Origin of the sequence: Paenibacillus sp. Soil724D2 (assembly GCF_001427935.1) — a bacterium.
GTDB lineage: Bacteria > Bacillota > Bacilli > Paenibacillales > NBRC-103111 > Paenibacillus_E.
In genome coordinates this window covers 95,867-116,369 of record NZ_LMRY01000013.1, presented here as the reverse complement: position 1 = coordinate 116,369, position 20,503 = coordinate 95,867, and the positions used below count along the sequence as shown (strand labels likewise).

General features: G+C 42.9%; 22 protein-coding genes, 1 pseudogene and 1 riboswitch. Of the genes and pseudogenes, 21 read left to right on the top strand and 2 right to left on the bottom strand.

All coding sequences use genetic code 11. The features are described 5' to 3' along the window. Nucleotides 1-233 precede the first annotated feature (233 nt). The 7 genes and pseudogenes from ASG85_RS15355 to ASG85_RS15325 form a co-directional block, all read left to right on the top strand. Nucleotides 234-857 (top strand): annotated as a pseudogene (locus ASG85_RS15355) (phospholipase D-like domain-containing protein); the annotation flags it as partial. Nucleotides 858-1,073: 216 nt separating this feature from the next. After that, a complete protein-coding gene (locus tag ASG85_RS15350) occupies nucleotides 1,074-1,547 on the top strand; it encodes a MarR family winged helix-turn-helix transcriptional regulator (protein WP_060646742.1) in 474 nt (157 codons plus the stop codon). A 49-nt stretch (nucleotides 1,548-1,596) separates the two neighbouring features. Continuing rightward, entirely contained in the window at nucleotides 1,597-2,772 is a 1,176-nt protein-coding gene (locus ASG85_RS15345) for an ArsA family ATPase (protein WP_057301406.1), read from the top strand. A gap of 22 nt (nucleotides 2,773-2,794) precedes the next feature. Then, nucleotides 2,795-3,040, top strand: coding sequence for a hypothetical protein (locus ASG85_RS15340; protein ID WP_060646731.1), 246 nt, complete (start codon nucleotides 2,795-2,797; stop codon nucleotides 3,038-3,040). Nucleotides 3,041-3,094: 54 nt separating this feature from the next. After that, a complete protein-coding gene (locus tag ASG85_RS15335; RefSeq protein WP_060646730.1) occupies nucleotides 3,095-3,448 on the top strand; it encodes a DUF6463 family protein in 354 nt (117 codons plus the stop codon). Between the two features lie 83 nt (nucleotides 3,449-3,531). Next, nucleotides 3,532-4,077: a DinB family protein gene (locus tag ASG85_RS15330; RefSeq protein ID WP_060646741.1), complete on the top strand. Its 546-nt coding sequence runs from the start codon at nucleotides 3,532-3,534 to the stop codon at nucleotides 4,075-4,077. 217 nt (nucleotides 4,078-4,294) lie between these two features. Then, the gene (locus tag ASG85_RS15325) at nucleotides 4,295-4,576 is read left to right on the top strand and encodes a late competence development ComFB family protein (RefSeq protein WP_060646729.1); all 282 of its coding nucleotides are present in this window, start codon (nucleotides 4,295-4,297) and stop codon (nucleotides 4,574-4,576) included. A gap of 89 nt (nucleotides 4,577-4,665) precedes the next feature. On the opposite strand, the gene ASG85_RS15320 is transcribed toward ASG85_RS15325, so the two are convergent. Then, nucleotides 4,666-5,013, bottom strand: coding sequence for a VOC family protein (locus ASG85_RS15320; RefSeq protein WP_060646728.1), 348 nt, complete (start codon nucleotides 5,011-5,013; stop codon nucleotides 4,666-4,668). 276 nt (nucleotides 5,014-5,289) lie between these two features. Between ASG85_RS15320 and ASG85_RS15315 the strand changes: the two genes are divergently transcribed. The 14 genes from ASG85_RS15315 (at nucleotide 5,290) to ASG85_RS15260 (ending at nucleotide 18,141) form a co-directional block, all read left to right on the top strand. Next, the gene (locus ASG85_RS15315) at nucleotides 5,290-6,660 is read left to right on the top strand and encodes an ABC transporter substrate-binding protein (RefSeq protein ID WP_060646727.1); all 1,371 of its coding nucleotides are present in this window, start codon (nucleotides 5,290-5,292) and stop codon (nucleotides 6,658-6,660) included. 64 nt (nucleotides 6,661-6,724) lie between these two features. Then, nucleotides 6,725-7,606, top strand: a complete 882-nt coding sequence (locus ASG85_RS15310) for a carbohydrate ABC transporter permease (protein ID WP_060646726.1) — start codon at nucleotides 6,725-6,727, stop codon at nucleotides 7,604-7,606. After that, a complete protein-coding gene (locus tag ASG85_RS15305) occupies nucleotides 7,607-8,437 on the top strand; it encodes a carbohydrate ABC transporter permease (RefSeq protein ID WP_060646725.1) in 831 nt (276 codons plus the stop codon). It abuts the gene before it with no gap. 17 nt (nucleotides 8,438-8,454) lie between these two features. After that, the gene (locus ASG85_RS15300) at nucleotides 8,455-9,645 is read left to right on the top strand and encodes a trans-sulfuration enzyme family protein (RefSeq protein WP_060646740.1); all 1,191 of its coding nucleotides are present in this window, start codon (nucleotides 8,455-8,457) and stop codon (nucleotides 9,643-9,645) included. Beyond that, complete coding sequence (locus tag ASG85_RS15295; RefSeq protein WP_235550137.1) at nucleotides 9,611-10,798, top strand: GntR family transcriptional regulator; 1,188 nt, start codon at nucleotides 9,611-9,613, stop codon at nucleotides 10,796-10,798. Before ASG85_RS15300 ends, ASG85_RS15295 begins: the two co-directional genes overlap by 35 nt. Before the next feature lie 30 nt (nucleotides 10,799-10,828). Further along, nucleotides 10,829-11,611 (top strand): phytanoyl-CoA dioxygenase family protein, encoded by a 783-nt coding sequence (locus ASG85_RS15290; RefSeq protein WP_060646724.1) that lies wholly within the window; start codon nucleotides 10,829-10,831, stop codon nucleotides 11,609-11,611. Nucleotides 11,612-11,831: 220 nt separating this feature from the next. Then, nucleotides 11,832-12,590: a class I SAM-dependent methyltransferase gene (locus ASG85_RS15285; protein ID WP_057301396.1), complete on the top strand. Its 759-nt coding sequence runs from the start codon at nucleotides 11,832-11,834 to the stop codon at nucleotides 12,588-12,590. A 149-nt stretch (nucleotides 12,591-12,739) separates the two neighbouring features. Further along, nucleotides 12,740-13,378: a ThuA domain-containing protein gene (locus tag ASG85_RS15280; RefSeq protein ID WP_057301395.1), complete on the top strand. Its 639-nt coding sequence runs from the start codon at nucleotides 12,740-12,742 to the stop codon at nucleotides 13,376-13,378. 55 nt (nucleotides 13,379-13,433) lie between these two features. Then, nucleotides 13,434-14,624: an alanyl-tRNA editing protein gene (locus ASG85_RS15275; protein ID WP_057301394.1), complete on the top strand. Its 1,191-nt coding sequence runs from the start codon at nucleotides 13,434-13,436 to the stop codon at nucleotides 14,622-14,624. A 170-nt stretch (nucleotides 14,625-14,794) separates the two neighbouring features. Continuing rightward, nucleotides 14,795-14,875, top strand: a riboswitch (cyclic di-GMP riboswitch). Nucleotides 14,876-14,991: 116 nt separating this feature from the next. Beyond that, nucleotides 14,992-15,075, top strand: a complete 84-nt coding sequence (locus ASG85_RS39885; RefSeq protein WP_367618672.1) for a putative holin-like toxin — start codon at nucleotides 14,992-14,994, stop codon at nucleotides 15,073-15,075. Between the two features lie 244 nt (nucleotides 15,076-15,319). After that, nucleotides 15,320-16,282 carry a S8 family peptidase gene (locus tag ASG85_RS15270; RefSeq protein WP_057301393.1) on the top strand — a complete coding sequence of 321 codons (963 nt, stop codon included), beginning with the start codon at nucleotides 15,320-15,322 and terminating at the stop codon, nucleotides 16,280-16,282. After that, nucleotides 16,279-17,076 carry an endonuclease I family protein gene (locus tag ASG85_RS15265; protein ID WP_060646723.1) on the top strand — a complete coding sequence of 266 codons (798 nt, stop codon included), beginning with the start codon at nucleotides 16,279-16,281 and terminating at the stop codon, nucleotides 17,074-17,076. Before ASG85_RS15270 ends, ASG85_RS15265 begins: the two co-directional genes overlap by 4 nt. A gap of 80 nt (nucleotides 17,077-17,156) precedes the next feature. Further along, nucleotides 17,157-17,321, top strand: a complete 165-nt coding sequence (locus ASG85_RS37890; RefSeq protein ID WP_162257264.1) for a DUF4025 domain-containing protein — start codon at nucleotides 17,157-17,159, stop codon at nucleotides 17,319-17,321. 322 nt (nucleotides 17,322-17,643) lie between these two features. Further along, entirely contained in the window at nucleotides 17,644-18,141 is a 498-nt protein-coding gene (locus tag ASG85_RS15260; protein ID WP_057301391.1) for a DinB family protein, read from the top strand. A gap of 1,047 nt (nucleotides 18,142-19,188) precedes the next feature. Here ASG85_RS15260 and ASG85_RS15250 read toward each other — a convergent pair. Continuing rightward, on the bottom strand, nucleotides 19,189-20,445 hold the full coding sequence (locus tag ASG85_RS15250; protein WP_060646722.1) for a sensor histidine kinase: 1,257 nt from the start codon (nucleotides 20,443-20,445) through the stop codon (nucleotides 19,189-19,191). Between the last annotated feature and the right edge of the window lie 58 nt (nucleotides 20,446-20,503).

Below are 20,503 nucleotides of genomic sequence, written 5' to 3'. Positions count from 1 at the left end.
TTTCGTCGCCTATTACCTTCGAGATTTGGGGAGGTACTCCTTTTTTTATGCCTTAAAAAGCTAGATGTAACAAGGGTTTGGAATTATGAAATTGACTCGAAGTTGCAAATGATCTGCGGACTATATTCGATGTCCATTGGAATATTGCTTCGAAGGAAAAGATTCCGCAAAAGGCTAAACAGGGTATAAGAAATAGGTCAAAGCCAATCATTCCAAGTGTCAAAGTTTCACTTTCCGGATGGTCGGAAGAATGGGGTGCGGAATTGGATGCGGGCGTTGATCCCGTTTCTGGCACAGAGTCGCTGCACTATGCATACATGCAAACGTTAGAGAGTAATCCTGGAATTCCTACTGAAGTCATCCGGCAGGCTTACTTCATTTGTCTGACACAAGCGACTAAGTCCATAGATATTACCACACCTTACTTTGTGCCCGAATCAGATATCATAATGGCGTTGAAGGCAGCCGTTGCACGCGGTGTACGTGTAAGATTGCTGGTTCCACGTCATGTTACTCCCAAAATCGTGGGACCTGCGAGCCGTACCTATTATGGAGAATTGATTGAAACTGGAGTTCAAATTTATATGTATGAGAAAGACATACTTCATGCAAAGGTAATGATCATTGATGAAGAAATGGCAGGCGTAGGTTCTGCGAATTACGATATGCGAAGTTTTCGTTTAAATTTCGAGGTCATTGAACTCTTATACAGTGCTGATGTGGGACGCGAACTCACAGAGCAATTCGAGCGTGATCTACTTGATTCCGTACCATTGCAAATGGAAGAATTGATACAACGCTCCTATCCAGAGCGTTTAATCGAGCAAACAGCACGCTTATTTTCCCCATTGTTATAAAAATTATATTCAAAAGACACCAACGAGCAGGACGCCATGGCGACTTGCTTTTTTTGATCTGTTCAATGTATCTGTTCAATGTATGTCGCAATGAAAGTTCCAATTGATCAAAAACAATTTCAACAAGAACAGTTGACATTACTACAATTACGTAGTAATTTAACAGTAGGAATTAATTACGATATCGTAGTTTATGGTTAGAAGAAAGGAATGTTCATGCAGCAGCTGTTTGAGCTTATTTTCAAAAATGGACTTCGTCCACTTAGTATGTTTCCTGATACGACCTACCTGGAACTGCAGCTCACGAGTTCTGATTTTTCAACATTGTTGTTGCTGAAATTTCATGGGCAGCTGACAATGTCCCAAATGGCAGATCACTTGGGTGCGCCTCTTAGTACGGCGACCAGTATTGCCAAGCGGCTTGTTCGAAAAGGCTATATCTATAGAGAGAAATCGCAGCAAGATCAGCGAATCATTGTTAATCGATTGACGGAGGACGGGGAACTGATTGCCGAAGAGGCGCTGCGTACGATGAATGTCATGTTTGGGCGTATTGAAAATGCCTTGACGGCTGAGGAGCTTCAGCAATTCATTCATCTCTCGTTAAAAGTGGCTAAAGCTTTGCAGCAGAACGCAGATCCTGCCGGACCTTCGAAATCGACGCAGACGAGGACGATTGAAATCGATTAAATTTTTTTTGTGTAATTACTACGAAATCGTACTATTGGAGGTGCTAAGCTTGCGCATTATTATTTACACAGGTAAAGGCGGAGTGGGAAAAACCAGTATCGCCGCAGCAACGGCTTACCAAATGGCTGCCGAAGGAAAACGAACAATCGTGATAAGTACAGATGCTGCCCACAGCTTATCGGATTCGCTCGGTATTCCGCTGCAGCACGAACCCATTTTAATTCATGAGCGTTTGTGGGCGCAAGAAATCGATAGCTTGAAGGAAACGCAGCGGTATTGGGGAAGTGTTCGCAATTGGTTCTCGAACTTTATGCAGTGGGCCAACCTGGATGATATCGGATCTGAAGAGCTTATGGTGTTTCCAGGCTTTGAAGAACTATTTAGTCTCTTACGAATTAAGGAGCATGCCGAAAGTGGATTGTATGATGCAATCATTGTAGATTGCGCACCTACCGGAGAAACACTTCGTTTACTTAGCTATCCCCAGCTCCTTAGATGGTGGGTGCGAAATATATTCCCTTACGAGCGTAAAATTCTCAAGCTAGCTCGCCCGATTATGAAAGTGACCAAGGGCTTGGAATTGCCCAGCGACGATGTTATGGACAGCTTCAGCCAAGTTGTCGATCAATTGGAAAAGCTGCAGCAGGTGATCGCCGATCCCGAAATTACTAGTATTCGCCTTGTCGTTAATCCGGAAAAAATGGTTATTTCCGAAGCGCGGAGAGCCTTTACTAACCTCAACTTATACGGATTTCATACCGACGCGGTCATCGTTAATAAAGTGCTTTCCGAAGAAGCATCCGAAGGGTATTTCGCGCAGTGGAAACAAATTCAGAACAAGTACGAAGAAGAAATTGTCCAATGCTTTAGTCCTCTGCCAATCTTGAAAGTACCTCTAATGCCTCTTGAGGTTGTTGGTAAGGAGATGCTTGAGCGCGTTGCAGCAGCGGCTTTCCACGAACGGGAATGCGGAGCGATTCTACACAGAGGAATCATAGAGGAAGTGAAGAAAACAGACACAGGATATGAGCTCCGCATCTCGCTGCCTTTTACCGAAAAGAAACAACTCCAATTAAACCAAAAAGGCGATGAATTGACACTGCAGGTGGGCAGCTATAGACGGATTGTTGCACTGCCGAGGGTCTTGCTGGGTCGACAGGTGGAGGCTGCACGTCTTGCAGACAGCATACTTACCATACATTTCGGTCCGAACGAAGAATTGTAAATAGAAAGGGAGGAGAAGATTCATGAGCATCCGCACAAACATGCAGGATCTAGAAAACATTGCGAACCTCTTCGAGGAAATTAAAAACATCGCTATGGCAAGACTCGTTCCAAAGGAAGCAAGAGCACATTTTCGTCAAGCGGAAAAAGAAGCCCTATTAGGAGTCAAATCTCTGCTTGATGCGGCTATTATCCGGTTAGAAGAAGATGATTCCATGAAACAAGTGAGCGAATCTAATCATTTGAAACAGATTCCAGTTGAGGATTAGAGCTATGTCTATGTTCGATAGTTTTATAACAACGGAACGCTAAGGAGGTGCAGCATGGCCATTCAGAAACACAGCGGATGGATGATGGAGTGGACATCTTATCTTCATAATGTAGTCGGTTTGATTATATTTTGGAAACCGCTCAATGAGATGGTGAAAGCGGGGGTATGGAATTCCGTTGGTCAATCCTTCGACAGGTCGGCAGCTATCTGGTTTTTATTATTTGGTGTTTTATTGTGGTTTATTGGACGAATGTTGCGTTGGATGACCAAAGAGAAAGGCATTGCAATCCCCCGCTTTGTAGGCTGGCATATACTCATTTTGTCTGTTGTCGGGGCAATAATAATGCCTATATCGGGCTTCTGGGTCGCCATTCCGCAAGGAATTTATCTCATACGAAAATCTTAAAACACATAAACACTACTGACATACAGTTGTCAGTAGTGTTTGGTATACTAAAGGTACAAGATACGAGAGGAGCTAATAATATGATGAAAACAGCCGAAACTTTGAAACGAATTGAGGAACTTACTCACCAATACCTAGAGGAATTACATCCGCTAAGCATAGAGCAACTGAAGCTTCAGTCAAATGAGAATGAATGGTCGCTTGGACAGTTGTATCTCCATCTCATCAAAACAGCAATCTATATGCAGATTGGCAATATTGAGAAATGCCGAAGTCAGAGTGCAGATGAAATTGATACTGTAGGAGAAAAAACGGAAGCGGGAGCAGCCATCTTTGCGCTAGGCGGTTTTCCACCTGAACGCATTAGGGTTCCAGCTTCTCCTCAATATACACCTGAGCAGCCAGATAGTAAGCAGCAGATCATCGATGGCATGCATACAGTGCTCCAAAGAATGAAAGAAATCGAGCCTATGCTTGAGGACATATCTCCGAGATGTACCGCGTTGCATCCAAGATTAGGCGCGCTTAACGCGAAAGAATGGTTTTCACTAATTGAGATGCATTATCACCATCATCTTCTTCAGTTAGAGCGTTTGAAAGCATTCATAAACAGCACGGAAACCGTATAACATCATAAAAACGAGGGTGCTTCTTAAAAGCTTCCTCGTTTTTTTATTTTGAAAAAAGATGAATTTTAATAAGGGTTCCATTTATGACAACCTAACACTTACTAAACATATTCATGATTGAATAGGTACATGAGACTTTAGTTAAAGGTTGATGATTTACGGATAGCATCAATCGTTTTTGAGCGAAAAATGCCGGTACAGAGGGGTCTGAACACGTATGGGGTTAGTTAATGCAGTAGAAGCAATCGTTAGCAATTTATATGAAGAGTTTCAAAAGAGCTATGAGATCAAATGCGGATGTCAGCATTGCAAAGAGGATATTCTTGCTCTAGTTTTAAATCGCATACCTCCCAAATACACGTCGAGTGAAAAAGGCCAGCTGTATATCAAAACCCTCTATTTAAATCCACAACTGCAATCCGATGTCATGAGAGAGCTCATGCGGGCTGCTCTTATTGTTGAACATAACCAAAACCATGTTGTTAATGAAGGGGTATAAGAAATTAAAAAAACGCTGACGACAAGTAACTGTCATTAGCGTTTTTTTATTTATTGGCGTTAGCTCAATAGCAAATGAATGACAACTCGTTATTTCTCCCAAAGCTCGACCAGTCGACCTTCAGGATCTTCAATCCAAATAAACTTTCCATATTCACTAGTCTCTTTTTTCTTTGCAAGAGGTACACCAATATGTTCAAGATGCTTAATAGTCTCGTTTAGATTATGTACTTCGAAATTTAACATCACTTGTTGTTCTGTTGGAAAATAACTGTCATTCTCGGTAAAGAAAGAAAAAATAGTCTCATTTCCTAATTGGGGTTTTATCACAGTCCCATTCCAATTTTCTATTTCAATCTTCAAAACTTCACTGTACCATTTTTTTATAACTTCAAGATTCTTGGTTCTCCAAAATATTCCTCCGAAACCTTTTATCATCGTATCTAACTCCTGTCTGTCATCAAATTTTTAGCTATCCGATTACATTAGATATTCGAGATTTAAATTTAAATTCCTCTGTAAAGAGAGTCTCCCTTACAACCTTCCCCGAATGCTTGTTCCTATATTAATTATATAAGGGAAACGGTGAGGTTTCAATTATCAACATTTACCTTTAACACAGCCTATTTATTAAACAAAGCAGCAGCAATAAGACATATCTATTTAATTAAGACAATATAGTTGAATATGACTAATTTGAGGAGGTCGTCAGATATGGGGGCAGCTGTGGTCAAAGGATGGACAACTTTGTTTGCCGGCGTTATGTTATTGGGTACCTTAGCAGGGTGTAGTGGGAGTGGAAGCTCCGAGAATACGGCAACTCCAAGCGGAAATACGGCAGCGCCCAGTGAGAGCGTGAAGAGCACTGAGCCTCCGGCCAAGCAAGTAACGCTTCATATGATTGAAAGTTTAACAAGTCCAGAACGCACCAAACTGCTTCAAGATGCCATAGCTCGGTTTCAAAAGGACAATCCGAACATCAAAGTGGAGCTCATATCACCGCCATTTGATCAAGCGGACAATAAAATCAGAACAATGCTTGCAGCCAAGCAAGAACTCGACATTCTCGAGGTACGGGATTTGAACATTGCCGAGTACGTGAATAATGGTTATTTGGAACCATTGGATACCTACGCATCGAGTTGGGCAGATAGTAAAACGCTCTCTGGTACGTCCAAAGTTGTAGGCTCGAATAACGGCAAACTTTACTTTATCGCGAACGCTCTATATCAAAGACAAATGTTCTATCGGAAAGATTGGTTCGACGCCAAGGGTCTTACTGCACCGAAGACGTGGGAAGAACTGGTCGATTCTGCCAAGAAACTGACCGATCCAAAGCAAAATCGGTACGGTTTCTCATTCCGCGGTGGTCCTGGAGCTAACGGCAACTTCGACCATTTGATTTACGATTATAACGACAAAGTGATGAATCTCGACGATGCGCCATTTACGAAAGACGGCAAGTCGGTGTACAGTACACCCGAAGCTAAGCAGGCTTTGGAGCTGTACAAGAAGCTTTATAAAGAGGCGTCGCCGCCGGACTCGATCAACTGGGGATTCCAGGATCAAGTTCAAGCTTTTACATCTGGTGTAACCGGCATTTTACTCCAGGATCCAGACGTTATCAAGGTGCTTCAGGATAAAATGGACCCCAAAACATTAGAAACGGCAGCGATGCCACTCGGCCCTAACGGCAAATCGCTGGTCAGTACAGGAGCTGCAGGATGGGGCGTAACTGCGAATTCCAAAAGTAAGAACGAAGCGTGGAAATTGATTTCTTATCTCTCGAGCCCGAAAGAAAATACGGAATTTTCTAAGCAAATTGGCACGATACCGATTCATACATCTGCGACAGCTGATGCGTTCTTCCAAACAGGCCCTTACAAGACACTGCTAGATATGACTGCAAAAGCAGATGTTTTCGTCAACTTTACACCGCCTTTCAAATATCCAGGCAACGGGAGCTGGGGAGAACTGAGCATGAAAGGGCAGCAATCGTATTTGCTCGACAAGAAATCGACTGACGATACGCTGAAGGAATGGGATAAATTTTGGTTAGATCAGAAAGCGGGAATGAAAAAATAAAAGAAGTAGTTGAAAGCGGCGGGCGGTCATCGCTTGCCGCTTTTTCTTACCGGGGGGTGTTCATATGAGTTCTCGGCAAAAATTCATTCTCTCCAGCTTGCTGCCCGCACTGCTGCTTGTATTGATTTTTACATACTATCCCTTCTTCAAGGGAGTGGTGATGGCTTTTCAAAATTACAAGCTGTTCAATCTGAAGCAGGTTCATTTTGTCGGCATGCAAAACTTCGTCGATGCGTTTCGAGACCATCAATTTCTTGCAGCACTAAAAAACAGCGCCTACTGGGTGTTTTTCTCCCTAATTCTGCAATTTCTATTAGGGTTCATCCTGGCATTGTTCCTGAACAAGAAATTCTGGGGACGAGGCGTGTACCAAGCCTTTATTTTTTATCCATGGGCATTATCGGGATTTCTGATCGGCCTTATTTGGAAATGGCTGTTTAACTCACAAATTGGCGTCATCAACGATCTCTTATTGCGTTTTGGTATGATTGAAGATCGGATCGGATTCTTGTCGGATCCCAAATGGGCGATGTCCTCCGTTATCGTCGCCAACGTATGGTACGGGATAGCCTTTTTTACCATCATGCTGCTGGCTGCTCTGCAATCTATACCTTCGGAGCTGTATGAAGCAGCGAGCATTGATGGAGCGAACGGTTATCGAAAGCTGCTTTATGTGACGATTCCGTACATCATGCCGACCATCATCGCCACAACGCTGCTGCGGGTCATTTGGATCTTCAACGATCCTACGCTCATTTACGGCATGACGAATGGCGGACCGGGAGGGGCGACCCACATTTTATCCTCCTTGATGCTTAATAAAATAATTTATGACGGAGATTATGGGGCTGCATCGGCAGTCGGGGTTATTATGATCGTTATGTTATTTTTGTACACTTTGTTTTATTTGATGGTAACTAAGTCGGAGAAAGTAGGTGACTTCTAAATGAAACGAAATTATGGGTATCGGTTCATCAAAGTTGCCTTTCTTTCCGTATACTTACTTGTTATGGTATTTCCGTTATACTGGATCGTCATCACCTCGTTAAAGCCGCAGAAGGAAATATTCAGTTATCCCGTTCATTACTGGCCCGAGCAATTCACGCTTCAAAATTACATCAACATCTTCAAAGTGTCTAAGTTTAACGTATATATTGCTAACAGCCTTCTCGTCTCGATTTCCTCTGCTCTCATCGTAATTATAATTGCTATTTGCAGCGCTTATGTACTCGCACGATTCCGGTTTCGCGGCCACAAACAAATCATGCTCGGGTTCTTCATCACGCAGATGCTTCCTGGATTCATTGCTCTGGCTCCGCTTTACATGATGATGTCAAACTTGCATCTGCTTAATCAGCGAATCTCATTGATCCTCATGTATACGGTCATCTTGATCCCATTCTCCACGATTATGCTGCGAGGCTTTTTCCAGCGAATTCCTGCCAATCTAGAGGAAGCGGCGATGATCGATGGCTGTTCCCAGCTGTCTGCTCTCATGCGAGTCATTATCCCGATCATGATGCCGGGTATTTCGTCCATGTTCATATTTGCTTTCGTCCAGAACTGGAACGAGCTTTTCCTGGCCGTCATGTTTATCGATAACGAATCGTTAAAGACACTGCCGGTAGCGATGAATTCTTTTATCCTCAAATTTAATGTGGATTGGGGCTCTATGTCCGCCGGAACTGTGCTGTCTGTACTTCCAACGATACTTTTGTTTGCTCTAGCACAGCGATTTATTGTAGAAGGTCTAACCCAAGGGGCGGTGAAAGGGTAGTGAGCGCAAAGGAGAAGATGTACTCTATAGTGGCGCATGATGAGCACGATGATCGTCATCACGGCGCCATCAGTGTTCCCATTTATCAGACGAGTTTATTTTCGTTCGATACGTACGAGCAATTCAATTTGGCAAGACGCGATGAGCAAGAAAACTTTGTGTATTCCAGAGGCAATAATCCGACGGTGAGGTACTTGGAGGACAAGCTCGCCCAGCTGGAGCAAGGGGAGAGGGCCAAGTGCTTTTCATCCGGAATGGCAGCAATTTCGTCAGCGATTATGTCTATTGTCAAACAAGGTGACCACGTCATTTGCACCCATCAGGCGTATGGACCGACACGGGAATTTCTAGGCGTCTACTTGAAAAAGTTTGGGGTCGAAACGACCTTTGTCGATGGCAGCTCATTGGAAAACTGGAAACGTGCGGTTCAGCCGAATACCAAACTGTTGTATTTGGAGAGCCCGACTAGCATGATGTTCCAGCTGCAAGATATACGAAGTTGTGCGGCGCTGGCACAAAGCATAGGAGCAGTAACAATTCTTGACAATTCGTGGGCGACACCTTGTCATCAAAACCCGCTCACGATGGGGGTTAGTCTTGTCGTCCATTCGATTACGAAATATATTTCTGGGCATAGCGACTGCGTGGGAGGTGTTGTGGTCGGCTCCCATCCATTCATGGACCCGCTGATGTCAACGGAATATATGTTGTTCGGCGGCATTATGACGCCACAGACAGCGGGATTGGTTACGCGGGGGCTGCGTACGCTGCCAATGCGGATGCAGCGGCATGAAACGAGCGGGCGGAAGGTCGCCGAATATTTAGGCAGGCAGCATTTTGTTCGGAAGGTTAACCATCCTGGGTTAACAAACCACCCTCAGCATGATCTAGCTCGTACGCAAATGTCAGGGTACAGCAGTTTATTTTCGTTCGAATCCGATGAGCCGGTTTTCAAATTAAGGGCTTGGGCGGACCATCTGCACTATTTTCGGATTGGAGCCAGCTGGGGTGGCTTCGAGAGTTTAATCAATGTAAATGCCTTAACTAACAATGATCAACAAACAGGATCGCTTGTTCGACTCTATATAGGTTCTGAGGATCCGGACGATTTAATTCGGGATATGGAAGAAGCATGGCGATGTGTTACACAGAGCCCTTCTGAGGGGGAGATATATGAGCAGAATGCGGGTATCAGCCAGGACGGATGAACGACAACCGCTATACTTGCAGATTCAAGAGCATTTTAAACAGTTGATCCAATTAGGAGCAATGGAGGATAACGACAAATTTCCAACGGAAAAAGCGCTGATGGAGCAATTCAGTGTCAGTCGGATGACGGTTTCCAATGCGCTTACGCAGCTGGCGAAAGACGGATGGATTTACCGGATACCGGGGAGAGGAAGCTTCGTTAGTCCAGAATACCGCACGAAAGCAGATGAGAGCCTGGAGAACAATCAGCTTGACGTCACCGATGTGAAAGAGCACATTGAGCGTGCTTCATCTCGCAAAATGATCGGCTTTGTTCTCCCCTTATTGGAGGATTTCTTTGCAATTCGACTATTAAAGGGAATCAATTCCGTGCTCCAGAACACTGATTATTATGTCTCGATTGTGTTAACTCACAATAGCAAGGAGCGAGAAAAGGAAGCCATTCAGGAGCTGATGAAGAATGGTGCCGTCGGACTTATTATTTTTCCGATTGATGCGGAAACGTACAACGAAGAAATCTTGGTACTGAAACTGCGGAAATTTCCTTTTGTGCTCATTGATCGCTACTTGCCAGGATTTGAAACCCATTGTGTTTGTTCGGATAATTGGATGAGCGCTCAATTGGCGGTCAACCATCTGTGGGAGCTAGGCCATCGAAACATCGCTATTTGCTCTGATATTTCGATCCATACAGTAACCGTCGATGAGCGGATTCGCGGCTATATGGAAGCACTGAAACAAAAAGGCTCGATGATTAACCCGGCTCTAATTGTGACGGATTTTCAAGTGATGGATTTGATCCCCACAGAAAAACACCCGTTATATCATTATCTCAAATATCGCACAGCAACCGCATTCATTACATTGAATTTGAAGTTGGGCTTGAATATAAGTAGCATTGCTAAAAAATTGGGAATAAATGTACCGCGCGACCTCTCTATTTTAACGTATGATAATCCCTCATCAGAGATAGACGGGAACCCTACCTTCACTCATATAGACCAGCATGAGCAGGAAATTGGCGTTAAATCGGCGGAGCTTCTGCTTAAACTGCTGAATAACCAAGAGAGTGTGACAGAGCCCGCTAAAGTGATCGTAAAGTCAGCCTTAGTAGTAGGAGATTCCACTGGAGCGTTTTCTGCAAAGGAATAATCATTTGTTCAAAAAAGGAGGAGCTTTACTATGAATCCTATTTCTAATCCAGGAGAATTGACAGAGCTCGATCGGTTTATGTTTGAATCATGGGGCTATCTGATTATTCCTAACGTACTCTCAGAAGATGAGGTGAAGGAATGCCTTGAAGCATCCATCCGCTTACACGAGTCAGCCGATTCAAAAGGTTGGGCACAGGTGGGAAAAGGCTATGAAACGGAAGCCGCTTTGGAGCGATTGATTGATCATCCCGCAATATTGCCTAAAGTTAGGGCGCTTTACGGAGATCGCTTCATTTTACAGTCCGCATGGTGTACCAAACAGCCGGCTTTCGGCGGGGTGGGGGGATGGCATCAGGATGGGTCAGGAGCCTACGAATTTAGTAAACTCGGCTATCCGATTCCTTTGATTCAGCTACGAGCTTCTTTCTTATTGACCGACCAATCCTTTCCTAGAACGGGGAATATGGAGATGATCCCAGGAAGCCATAGAAGCCAAGCGCAGCTTCCGGATGCGATTAGATCAGCCAAAGATGATGTGCCAATTGGTCATGTCGTCTGTGCTCCGGCGGGATCGGTATTATTTTTTCATAATGCTGTTTGGCATCGGACTTTCGCTCATGATGGTGATTACGACCGATATACCATGCACTATATCTATAGTCCGCCATGGGTTCGATGTTCAGATCGTTTCGAGAATAATCAAGAGTTCTTAGACCGCACAACGTCAACACGCCGTTATTTAATGGGGCAATTTGCAAGACCGGATGCTCCCTTCGGAGCTAGTTATCCTGCCGAATTCGAGAATAGTTGAAGTTGATAAAAAGGTTGAAAGGCCGCGAATTTAGCGGTCGTTTTTTTGTTGTAAAGCCATGTATTTGTTATGGACTTTTGCCAAATAATTGAATATGATAAAGATGTATATCATGAAACATTGTTTCACCATGTGAAACGAAAATCGTAGTTTCTTTACTTAACAACAGTTGGCCGCTTTGTTTGTAGATGGGTATTTTATCTGATGGGAGAGGTATGAGATGAATAATCATAAAGACCGTTTTTCAAATCGCGTTGATACCTATGTGAAATTCCGCCCGAGTTATCCGAAAGAGGCTATTGATTATTTGTACGACGTCGTTGGTCTGCGCGCAAAGGCATTAGTTGCGGACATCGGCGCAGGGACAGGTATTTTTTCAAAGCTGCTCTTACAAAGAGGGAGCCAAGTCATCGCTGTTGAACCGAATCAAGCGATGCGGGAAGCCGCTGAGCAAATGTTAAGCGCAGATGCAAATTTTCGTACCGTATCGGGGTCTGCTGAAGCGACTGGTCTGCCAGATAAGTCCGTCGATTTTATCGTTTGTGCCCAAGCTTTTCACTGGTTTGATCGCACGGCTGCACAAGCCGAATTCCATCGGATTCTAAAGCCGGGCGGGAAGGTGCTATTGATCTGGAACTCGCGTTTGGAACATGGCAATGCATTCAGAGAAGAGTACGACTTACTGCTCCGTACTTTCGGAAGCGATTACGAAAAAGTTACTCATAAAAATATTTCGCAGGAAACGCTGGCGTCTTTCTTCAAGAACGATAGTATGCAGGTTGAACGATTCGCAATTACTCAGGTTTTCGATTTTGAAGGTTTGAAGGGACGGTTGATGTCATCTTCCTACATTCCCGTACCAGAGCACCCCAATTTTGCGCCGATGATGACGGAACTGCAGAATATATTTGAACGTCATGAGCAGGATGGAAATGTGTTTTTCGACTATGAAACCGAGGTATATTGGGGAGAGGTTTAGTATAACGCGATCACCAATACGGGGGAGGACGTTCAAATGCCGAACAATAAAACGGCTTGTGTAACCGGTACGGATAGAGGGGGATAGGTCTAGCGATTACGAAGTCATTATTGCGAGAAGGGTGAAACAAAAGGTGGGGAGAAGAGCGCATGAGTGATAAAACGAATGTACTTTTGGTTGGTGACTACTCAGATGCCCCATGGCATCCATTGGAACCCGCCCAGGAGGAGCTTAGCGGGATTCTTGGCGAAGATTTTCTGATTACGAGTACGGAGGACTATAACTGTTTCACGGAATTGGCTCGGAAACAATTTCCACTTTGCATATCCTATACGGATTGCTGGAACCGTGATCTAACTCCGCAACAAACCGCAGGCCTGATTCAATTTGTGGCGAGTGGTGGCGGCTTACTTGTGATCCATAATGGCATTTCGGTTCAACGCAGCTACGAGTTGATCCAGTTGATCGGTGCAAAGTTTACAAGCCACCCGTCTTACCAATCTCTAGATTATTACAGATCTGTTGAAGATCATCCATTGCTCGAGGGTGTCGAGGACTTCAGCCTGGAGGAAGAGCCGTATATGTTCGATTTTGACCCTTTTACCATGAAAACCGTTTTTCTAGAGTACGAATTTGATGGAAACAGGTATCCAGCAGCCTGGGAACAAGCCTACGGTCTGGGAAAAGTTATCTATTTACAACCCGGGCATCATGCTCCATCATTTAAACCGGAAGCTTACAGGCGTCTAGTGCTCAACAGCGCACGTTGGTTAAGCACTTGTAGTTAAATTAGCTAAATGATAAAAGCCTTTGTAATGGCTAGCAAGCAGAAAGGAATTCGCCATGTCCACAAAACTATATTACAATTCCGCTTATGTAACCGAATGGCAAACGGACATACACCAAATGCTTGAAAGAGAAGATGGGTATTATGTCATCCTGAAGGAGACAGCTTTTTACCCACACGGGGGCGGACAGCCCTGCGATGTTGGGCATATTAACGGGATTCCTGTGCTTGATGTGATCACTGAAGAAGATGAAGTACTGCACAAGTTGGAACGTTTGCCCGATGAGAGCAAGGTGACTTGCCAGCTCGATTGGACTATAAGATTCGACCATATGCAGCAGCACAGTGGCCAGCATCTGCTCTCTGCTGTGTGCCGAGACCTCTATCAGGCCATGACGGTAAGCTTTCATTTGGGTAATGATTATGCCACCATCGATGTGGAACAGCCAGAACTGACGCTTAACCAGCTTGCTTCAATCGAGAACGAAGTAAACCGGCAAATTTACTTGAACAACAGCATTGTTAGTTATTTTATTACCCAAGAAGAAGTAGCTCAATTGCAGCTAGTTAAACAGCCCAAAGTAACGGATCATATTCGAATTGTTGAGATAAAAGGCGTAGAATACAATGCTTGCGGTGGGACACATGTCTCATCAACGGGCGAAATTGGCATGATTAAGCTGCTGAAAGCAGAAAAACAAAAGGGAAACACTCGGATATACTTCTTATGCGGGTATCGCGCCCTGAAGGAGTTTAATGAAAGTCAGCGGATATTGGGTGCGTTGTCATCCAAATTCAACACCGGTAAAGACGAGATTATCGACCGAATTGAGAAGTGGGAAAATGAACAGAAGCACCTGCAGGCTGAATTGGCTGCACTCAAAGAGAAAAACAACGCTTATGTAGCGCAGGAGCTGTTATCAAATAGTGATGGCAAACTGATAGCAAGTGTTTTTGAAGACAAGACGCTTAAAGATTTGCAAAGCCTGGCGGTGAAGCTAGCTTCGGAAAGTGAGACACCTGTGCTGCTCGCTACTATTGCGGAGAACAAAGTTATTCTTGCTAACGACAGTAGTTCTCCACTTTCTTGTGGAGCCTTCTTCAAAGAATATGTAGGTAACTACAATGGGAAAGGCGGAGGTAGCGATATCATCGCACAGGCAGGATTCCATACCTGGGAGGAAGCCTTTGCTTTCTATGAGTTCGCAAGACAACAGGTTAATGAGAACTTAAGGGCGGAGATTTAGCATACATTGCTTTTGAACTACTCGGATGACGATTTTCTGGGATCCGGTGTATTTCTTGATTAAGTTCGACAAATTCATTGAATGCACTTACAATCTATAATGTGTCTAACTCCCTATATTCTTATATAAAAATTAGGCATATAATAGATTTACAGTATATAGAAGTCTACCCACGATAATGGCAAAACCGTTTAAAGGCGGTGACGCAAAGCTAGAGGGGCTAAGGGAAACTATGCCAGCCAGCTATTACATGAGGGTAGGCTTTTTCTGTCCAAAATGACTCTTTGTAGACACTTTTGTTAGATACTAGGCCACCCGGATCTCCCTTTCGTCAGGAAGGAGGAGGGTAAAGGTGAAACCAGATGAAATGATAAAGTTGATTCTTCAATTTGGGAGTTTCCTCTTGGCATTGTTAACTTTTATAGCGTTAATTATTGTTAGAATACACTAAAAAACCTACCCCTTCGCCGCTAAACGATCAGGTAGGTGTGTATGAACCATTAGCCCCAGGAGGTCCCAAAGCCAATGTATCTAAAAAACAGGAGTGTTGGTAGCACTCTTGTTTTTTTTAGCAAAATATAACGATATGTTAAAAATGTTCCCCCAAATAATAGCATAGAGATAACCCGTCGATCAACATCAAATTTGAATGAATCAAGCTTTATTATTTTAATCCTAATTAGGAGGAAATTAAAATGGAGCGACAAGTGCATGTGATTCCGTTTCAAGTTCTTGAGAAGATTGAACAGGTCAACGAAATTCCTAAAGGTGTGGAAATGATTCAGGCCCCCAAAATCTGGGATCAAACCAAAGGCAAGGGGATAACGGTTGCCATACTGGATACCGGCTGTGATATCACCCACCCTGACTTAAAAGAACGTATTGTCGGCGGAATTAATTTTACGAATGATGATGGAGGCAAGACGGATGTATACAAAGATTATAACGGTCATGGAACACATGTTGCTGGAACAATCGCTGCGACAAAAAATAATAATGGTGTTGTCGGTGTAGCACCTGAAGCCAATCTGCTTATTATTAAGGTTCTTGATAAAAATGGTTCTGGTCAATACGAGTGGATAATTAATGGCATTAACTATGCGATTGAACAAAAAGCGGATATTATCTCCATGTCCCTTGGAGGTCCAGAAAATCTTCCTGCGTTACACGAAGCTATTCAAAAAGCCGTAGCATCCAACATTGTTGTGATTTGTGCGGCAGGTAATGAAGGCGATGGTGTTGATTCTACAGACGAGTTTGACTACCCAGGATCTTATAACGAAGTCATAAGCGTAGGTGCAATTGACTTGGAGAGACACTCTTCCAATTTTTCTAATTCGAATAATGAAGTCGATCTAGTGGGCCCTGGAGAAAAAATTTTATCAACCTATTTAAACGGAACTTATGCAACATTAAGCGGAACTTCTATGGCAACTCCACATGTCGCTGGAGCAATGGCGCTAATAAAGGTACTGGTGAATGCAAGTTTCGAGCGAAATCTCACAGAGCGTGAGCTGTATGCTCAATTAATAAAAAGAACTGTACCCCTAGGGAATTCTCCAAAACTTGAAGGCAATGGGCTTGTCTATTTAAATGTAATGGACGAGCTATCCGAAGTATTTAATCCCAAATTTGTTGCTAAATTACTGAGCTTATGATGAATAGCCTTGAATTATTGACCGCAGAACGGGAGAAAGCAATTGCAGACTATTTGGCTTATAGCGTTAACCGCGTTTATTATGATGAGCAAAAGGATAAAGAAATCCAACATATTTATTATCTAAATAGTTCATTTGAAAGAGACGGTATTTCTCATTTATTAGAAAAAACGCACCAGAATAAGCTATTTTACTCTCCTTATCGTTATGTGTATCCATGGGTTGATATTCATGAGAATAAGAAACTTAAAAGCATTTATTCCGGGAGAGGGATGGATCCGCTCGTTGCCATTGAGGAAGATATTCAAATGCTTAAAAACACCGTAAGTGGAAACATAACAAGCTTATCTGCTGAAAATATGTTGAATTGTGAACATGTTGTACCTCAATCATGGTTTGATAAGCAGGAACCGATGAGGGGAGATTTACATCATTTATTTGCTTGCGAACCCACATGCAATAGTCGCCGTGGAAACCATCCTTATTATGATTTTCTTGATTATGTTCCGGAAAGTCGTGCTTTAGGAATAACGGAAGGCTGTGGAAAGTTAGAAGAAGGAAAGTTTGAGCCTGAATACGGGAAGGGAATTGTCGCTAGGGCTACTATGTATTTTATAACCAGATATCCAAACATAATAAATAGGAATTACGTTGACCTGCAGCTATTAATCGAGTGGCATCAGCAATTTCCGGTATCTCTTTATGAAAAGCACAGAAACTTGGCCATTTATGAATTGCAGGGGAACCGAAATCCGTTTATTGACTTTCCACACTTAGGAGAAATATTTAAATAAGATATGCAAATAGTAGAGAATAAGAACAGTCTGAAAGTACAAACTATATTGGATATAACAGGAAAATGGAGGTGAATGCGATGGAAAATAATAAGGATTCACGCGACAAAAAATTAGAAGGCAGCTCCCTTACGCAAGAACAAATTTCGGATGTGTATGCAGCGGGGACGAGTGACGGTATACACCAGCTAGCAGAGGGAAAGGTCAAAATAACGGACGAGCCTTTTGATTCCAGGCAAAAATAACAAGAAGCCTTGACCGCTTGTCGGTTAAGGCTTTTTAAAATGTAAAAAAATAGGGGCGAACAACATGGTGAAAGTTAGAGGAGTAAAACGATGAATGATGCTGTTGTAACTACAATAACAAAAGCAGAAAGCACTTATTCCATTTTACAAGAGTAAGGAATTTACCGACGTAGTTTCATTAAATTATCGCACAGCTAAAGTTGGTGTAACACCTTAAATTGAATTACGCTAGTTACTTGACCTCCAAAATATTCCATGATACATTAAAAGTGTATCTCGTTATTTTGGTACTTACAAATGTGCGATTTAAGGAGGATATGAAATGAATAAGGTCGAGCTGTTGCTTCACGGATGGGATAGCTGTTATGAGAAGGAAGACTGGTATCCGCCACTAACGGATGCGCTTAAAGAGTTAACTGCAGAGCAAGCTAATTGGCGGCCAGAGGGAGAACATGTCAACACAATCTGGGAAAATGTCCATCATCTAATTTTTTATAAAGAACGATTATTGAAAAGAATGACAGGCGAAGAATCCGATTATCCTGAGGAAATAACCAATGATGATACTTTTGCCGTGAGGTCAATGTCGACTAAGGATTGGCAAGAAACCTTGGACCGCTTGAAATCCGTTCATCAGGGGATTCGTGATCGGATCTCGAATTGGGAAGAGGAAGAATTCGAGCACATTTTCCCCAATCGAACTCTGCCCGTTGGCCGTTGGGTGAATAGCCTCATCATGCATGATGCTTATCACACGGGACAGATCATGTTCATTCGCAAGCTGCAGGGGTCTTGGCCATCTCGTCGTTCTTTTGACTAGTTGATTGAGTAAAGGAAGCCATAAAGTGGAATGAAGGGGCTGTCACCAAAGTGGATAAAATCTACTTGAGGACTGCCCCTTTATTAAATGTTGGCTGTCCAAAAAGTAGTCGAAACTGGTTGAGAGATAGGCAGTACACGCAGAGTTTGCCGACCAGTTACGCAATGATGAAAAGTATCGTTACAGCATTAAAATGATAGTTGAGCTACCTTGCAACAATGTAAAACATCGTTCCATCAACCTTTTATGAACAGTTATTCGCCCAATCTCCCTCCTAACGATGTAAAACATCGTTGCAGCAATCGTAATGCTGCCTCAACTTGAATCTAACGATGAAATACATCATTGCAGCAAAAATGGCTGTCCAAAAAGTCGCCGAAGAAGTCTGAGAGATAGGCTTTACGACAAAACAATGGCCATGTTAGTTTGGGATAGTCCCATTCAGCTTTCGTGACGTTAGATGGGCTGTAGGATTACGAATGTTGTATTCTCTACAACAATTCACACGCCAAAAGGCTATTTTGCAACTTGAAGTTGCAGTTTGTACAACATTTTGAGCCCACTTGTTGCGATGTGGGCCTTTATAGGACCGAATTGTTGTACATAATGCAACAACGATGTGAGGACGGCGAGATTTAGGCAGCTAATGTTGCACTTTCTACAACATCTTTCAATTGCGAATATGGAAAAGAGCATATAGGACGATGGGATTTCGATTAAGCACGCTAGCGTTTCGACGTATGATCGAGCTGGAACCAGCGTTTGATGATCGGAAGAACAATCGTGGTTTCAAAAGGTTCATGCTTCAAAGCTTACCCAAAGTAAATCTGAGAGGTAGGGTGGCTTTCGCTTGCCCACAACTTACTGAAGAAAGCGGCGGTGGACGCCAAAAACAAAGGAGCTAAGCATATACAAGCACTTAGCTCCTTTTCATTCAAATATTTACTATTTTTAAACAATTGGATCTGTCCCACACATCTATCATGTTACTTTTGAGACAGCCTCTTCTTGTTTATCTCAAACTTTTGAAACTAATAAAGAAAATAGTCAGTTGGTTAATGGTAACGAGATAACGAATTCTGTTCCTTTTCCTAATGTACTTCGAACATTTACAGCACCGTTCATCGAACGGATTAATTGATAGGAGGAGGTTAGTCCTAATCCTGTCCCTTTGCTTTTTGTTGAAAAATAAATGGTCCCAAGCCGCTCAAGCTGCTCGCTGCTCATGCCAACCCCGTTATCATGTATGGTTATCTTAGCATAGAGTTGAGATTCGGTGTCCAAACGAATGACGACTTTTCCCCTTGAGATATATGAGCAAGCCTCGATGGCATTTTTTATAAAATTAATAAGTAGCTGTTTGATTTCATTTGGATTCGAAGATATATAAAGTTCTTGCCCCTGATTGTGTACCTCTAATGCGACGTTATTCATGTTAGCGTATGGTGTCATGATATCTATAACGGAGTTCAACTGCGGCACAAGATCCATTTGTTCATAAATTGGAGTGCTAGGTTTAGCTATGGATAGGTATTCGGAAAGAATAACTTCCGTACGCTTCATTTCTTCAACACAAATATCAATGTAATAGTTGGTCTTTTCTTTTGAGAGAGAATCATTACGAATTAATTTCAGGAATCCAATTACGGCTGTAAGCGGATTGCGCACTTCATGGGCAAGCGAGGCGGCGACATGAGCGATGGTTTCAACTTTTTCGTTTTGAAGATATTTCTGGAATAGCTGCTTATCCGAAACAGCCTTATTGAAAAGGGAAATCAATAGCCAAATACCCAAGGAATTTTGGACGGGCATAGCTAGGATATTAAACGTCAAGTTCTCGACTATATATTTACGTTCAGTTACCAACATGACGCAAATAGGTATAAATGAAAAGCTTAACCCAGCTAGGAAAGTTATTAGGTTTCGGTACTCGGAGCGTCGGCGATATAAGATGGCTAATAGGGCAGATAAGTTGAATGTAATCACAAGAATAATCATCGCTGAAAGTAGTCCTTGTCCACCAATTAGTACGCGGTACAAGACAAACTCAACAAGCAATATAAGTCCAGTAGTCATGCCGCCGTAAACCATTCCAAAAAACATGATCACGTAACGGATGTCAAAAATGATTCCGTTCTGCACGCTAGAATGAAAGGTCATAGACATAAATAGGCAAATCATACACGTTATATTGATAAACCGTTTTGAATAGTTTGCGGTTTTATCACGGTAGTAGATGTTATATAGAACAAAGGGAGTTAGGGCGAACAGTAATTGCAGCAAAACATCTTTAATATAAAGCATAATGGCCCCCTCGCCAGTTCGAAAATAATTTACCATACAGTTATTCGATGTATCTATG

What these genes read in the sequence shown, in the direction of transcription:
- ASG85_RS15250 (WP_060646722.1), bottom strand. Translation starts at nt 20,445, where the DNA reads ATGCTTTATATTAAAGATGTTTTGCTGCAATTACTGTTCGCCCTAACT.
- ASG85_RS15265 (WP_060646723.1), top strand. Translation starts at nt 16,279, where the DNA reads ATGATGAATAGCCTTGAATTATTGACCGCAGAACGGGAGAAAGCAATT.
- ASG85_RS15335 (WP_060646730.1), top strand. Translation starts at nt 3,095, where the DNA reads ATGGCCATTCAGAAACACAGCGGATGGATGATGGAGTGGACATCTTAT.
- ASG85_RS15285 (WP_057301396.1), top strand. Translation starts at nt 11,832, where the DNA reads ATGAATAATCATAAAGACCGTTTTTCAAATCGCGTTGATACCTATGTG.
- ASG85_RS15270 (WP_057301393.1), top strand. Translation starts at nt 15,320, where the DNA reads ATGGAGCGACAAGTGCATGTGATTCCGTTTCAAGTTCTTGAGAAGATT.
- ASG85_RS15340 (WP_060646731.1), top strand. Translation starts at nt 2,795, where the DNA reads ATGAGCATCCGCACAAACATGCAGGATCTAGAAAACATTGCGAACCTC.
- ASG85_RS15320 (WP_060646728.1), bottom strand. Translation starts at nt 5,013, where the DNA reads ATGATAAAAGGTTTCGGAGGAATATTTTGGAGAACCAAGAATCTTGAA.
- ASG85_RS15330 (WP_060646741.1), top strand. Translation starts at nt 3,532, where the DNA reads ATGAAAACAGCCGAAACTTTGAAACGAATTGAGGAACTTACTCACCAA.
- ASG85_RS15305 (WP_060646725.1), top strand. Translation starts at nt 7,607, where the DNA reads ATGAAACGAAATTATGGGTATCGGTTCATCAAAGTTGCCTTTCTTTCC.
- ASG85_RS15315 (WP_060646727.1), top strand. Translation starts at nt 5,290, where the DNA reads ATGGGGGCAGCTGTGGTCAAAGGATGGACAACTTTGTTTGCCGGCGTT.
- ASG85_RS15280 (WP_057301395.1), top strand. Translation starts at nt 12,740, where the DNA reads ATGAGTGATAAAACGAATGTACTTTTGGTTGGTGACTACTCAGATGCC.
- ASG85_RS15300 (WP_060646740.1), top strand. Translation starts at nt 8,455, where the DNA reads ATGTACTCTATAGTGGCGCATGATGAGCACGATGATCGTCATCACGGC.
- ASG85_RS15310 (WP_060646726.1), top strand. Translation starts at nt 6,725, where the DNA reads ATGAGTTCTCGGCAAAAATTCATTCTCTCCAGCTTGCTGCCCGCACTG.
- ASG85_RS15295 (WP_235550137.1), top strand. Translation starts at nt 9,611, where the DNA reads ATGAGCAGAATGCGGGTATCAGCCAGGACGGATGAACGACAACCGCTA.
- ASG85_RS15260 (WP_057301391.1), top strand. Translation starts at nt 17,644, where the DNA reads ATGAATAAGGTCGAGCTGTTGCTTCACGGATGGGATAGCTGTTATGAG.
- ASG85_RS15350 (WP_060646742.1), top strand. Translation starts at nt 1,074, where the DNA reads ATGCAGCAGCTGTTTGAGCTTATTTTCAAAAATGGACTTCGTCCACTT.
- ASG85_RS37890 (WP_162257264.1), top strand. Translation starts at nt 17,157, where the DNA reads ATGGAAAATAATAAGGATTCACGCGACAAAAAATTAGAAGGCAGCTCC.
- ASG85_RS15325 (WP_060646729.1), top strand. Translation starts at nt 4,295, where the DNA reads ATGGGGTTAGTTAATGCAGTAGAAGCAATCGTTAGCAATTTATATGAA.
- ASG85_RS15290 (WP_060646724.1), top strand. Translation starts at nt 10,829, where the DNA reads ATGAATCCTATTTCTAATCCAGGAGAATTGACAGAGCTCGATCGGTTT.
- ASG85_RS39885 (WP_367618672.1), top strand. Translation starts at nt 14,992, where the DNA reads ATGATAAAGTTGATTCTTCAATTTGGGAGTTTCCTCTTGGCATTGTTA.
- ASG85_RS15275 (WP_057301394.1), top strand. Translation starts at nt 13,434, where the DNA reads ATGTCCACAAAACTATATTACAATTCCGCTTATGTAACCGAATGGCAA.